General features: G+C 70.5%; 2 protein-coding genes. One reads left to right on the plus strand and one right to left on the minus strand.

Annotated elements, in window-relative coordinates; genetic code table 11:
- Positions 1-285 precede the first annotated feature (285 nt).
- Positions 286-1,029 (minus strand): PIG-L deacetylase family protein, encoded by a 744-nt coding sequence (locus tag IRZ30_RS16995; protein ID WP_294086887.1) that lies wholly within the window; start codon positions 1,027-1,029, stop codon positions 286-288.
- 179 nt (positions 1,030-1,208) lie between these two features.
- Between IRZ30_RS16995 and IRZ30_RS17000 the strand changes: the two genes are divergently transcribed.
- Positions 1,209-2,327: an FAD-binding oxidoreductase gene (locus IRZ30_RS17000; protein ID WP_294086888.1), complete on the plus strand. Its 1,119-nt coding sequence runs from the start codon at positions 1,209-1,211 to the stop codon at positions 2,325-2,327.
- Positions 2,328-2,496 lie beyond the last annotated feature (169 nt).

The raw sequence follows: 2,496 nt of genomic DNA on the forward strand, positions 1-2,496 counted from the left end.
ATAGTGGGTAAGCCCACTGAAGGGGCTATGATGGCTACATCGAGGCGTATCCGATTCGGCCACCTACCGGGACCAGCGTCCCTAGCCCCTTCAGTGGGCTTCGCCTTCTCAGCCCGGCGGCTTGAGCCCCGGGCACCTGCCGGGCGGCGGGATCCCTTATGCTGAGGCGCCAGCCCTGCGTCCCCCCAGCCGGCTTTAGCCGGCTTTCATTGTCAGCCCGGCGGCTTGAGCCCCGGGCACGCGCCACGGCCCGGGAACCGTCGCGCCACCCCGCCTCGTGCCGCGTCACCAGTTGATGATGCGGTGGAACTCCTCTGCGTAGGCCATGCCGTGCCGCGCGCCGCGGTCAGCGGCCCAGGTGCGGACCATGCGCTCGATCTGGTCAAAGTGGTCGCCCAACTGGCTCTGATGCGCCCGCAGCGCCGCGATCTTCAGATCGATCGTCTCGGAGATGTCGACGGCGTAGTTGAGCACCGGCGCACCGGTGACGTAGATCTCGGAAACCTTGTGCGGCTGCAAGCCCTCGGCCAGCAGCTCCGGGAAGTCCCAGGGGTTCTGCGGCGCGGGGTAGACGGCCGCCATGACCGCCTCGCCGGCGGCCAGATGGTCCGGATGGTGCCGGCGGACGTTGTACACCGGCTCCCAGACCCGGTCGGGACACGGGCTGATGATGCGCTCCGGCCGGTACGTGCGGATGAGCCGGACGATATCCCTGCGCAGCTCCAGGGTCGGCTGCAACTGGCCGTCGGGGTAGTCGAGGAAGATGACATCGGCCAGGCCCAGGATCTCGCCGGCCGCGCGCTGCTCCGCCTTGCGCGTCTCCGAGATGCGGCGCCGCGCCTCCGGGCTGACATCGGTCGCGTCGTCCGGCCCTCCGGCGCCGCCGTCGGTAATGATGACGTAGTAGACATCCCAGCCCTCGCGCGCCCAGACGGCGACCGTCCCGGCCGAGCCGAACTCAGCGTCGTCGGGGTGCGCCACGAAGACCATCGCGACTTTGCGCTTCACGTGCTCCTGTGCTTGCTCCATCCCTGCTCCGTCTGTGCTAGAACCGTCGACGCTCCATGCCGCGCTCTCGCGAGGCATCTGACAGGATACCCCCCATACGACGGCAGGTCGAGTCGGGGCGCTGCCGCTTGCGAGCCGCCCGGAATCGCCGTACGCTGCCGACACGGTTCGGCGCGCAGTCGCGGGATGGGAGGGGCCAGATGAGCCAGTTGCCAGCGGTGGACGTGGTCGTCGTCGGGGGCGGCGTGATCGGCTGCGCCTCGGCGTACGAACTCCGCAAAGCCGGGCTGTCGGTCGCGATCGTCGAGGCCCGCGAGGTCGCCTCGGCCGCGTCCGGTGCCAGCGCAGGCGGCGTGCGCCAGCAGGGACGCGACCCGCGGGAACTGGCCATCGCCATGCGCGCGATCGCTCGCTGGCCGACCCTGGAGGATGAACTGGGCGCCGACCTCCACTACCGCCAGGACGGCCACCTGACGCTCGTCGCGCGGGAGGAGGATCTGCCGGCGCTGGAAGCGCGCGTGCGCGACGAGCAGGCGCGCGGCCTGGGCATTCGGATCGTGAGGCGGGATGAGCTGGACGAGCTCGCACCCGGCCTGGGGCCGGACATCATCGCCGGCGCCTGGTGCCCCACCGACGGCCACGCGATGCCGATCCTGGTCACCAAGGCGTTCTGCGCCGCCGCGCAGCGGCGCGGTGCCACGCTCTACGAGTGGACCGCCGTGACCGGGTTCCGGCTGGAGGGCGACCGCGTGGTCGGCGTCCACACCACCCGCGGGGAAATCCCCTGCCGGTCCGTCCTGATCGCGGCCGGGGCCTGGAGCCGAGACCTGGCCCGGATGGTCGGCGTGGAGCTGCCAATCGAGCCGCACGCGCTGCAGATGATGGTGACCAATCCGATGCCGCCGCGGCTCAAGCCGGTGGTCACGTGCGTCGGGCGGCGGCTCAGCCTGAAGCAGCTCCGGAGCGGCGCCTACCTCCTCGGCGGGGGCTGGCCGGGCAGCGTCGACTGGGAGGGGCGCTTCGGCCGCAACCGGGTCGCGAGCATGGCCGGCAGCGCCGTTGACGCCAGCGCCGTCTACCCCCTGCTACGCCGGACGCGGGTCGTCCGCGCCTGGACGGGACTGGAAGCGATCGCCGCCGACGAAGTGCCGATCCTCGGCCCGGTGCCGGGGGTCGAGGGTATGGTGCTTGCCTGCGGCTTCTCCGGGCACGGATTCGCCCTGTCACCCTGCATCGGCGAGTTGATGGCCGAGCTGATCGCGACCGGCCGGACCTCGCTGCCTCTCGATGCCTTGAGCCTGGACCGCTTCGCGGCGTGACGGGGCTGTTACGTAGCGTGTATAGCGTGTTCCCTACTCCTCCCCTCTCCCAGAGTTGGGAGAGGGGCCGGGGGTGAGGGCCATCTCCTACGTAATACGCAATACGCAATACGGAACACGCATCACGCAATATTCCACCCCCGCCCCGACCCCGGCAGGCGGCCAAAAA

This window comes from Sphaerobacter sp. (assembly GCF_019683595.1).
Classification (GTDB): Bacteria; Chloroflexota; Chloroflexia; order Thermomicrobiales; family Thermomicrobiaceae; genus Sphaerobacter.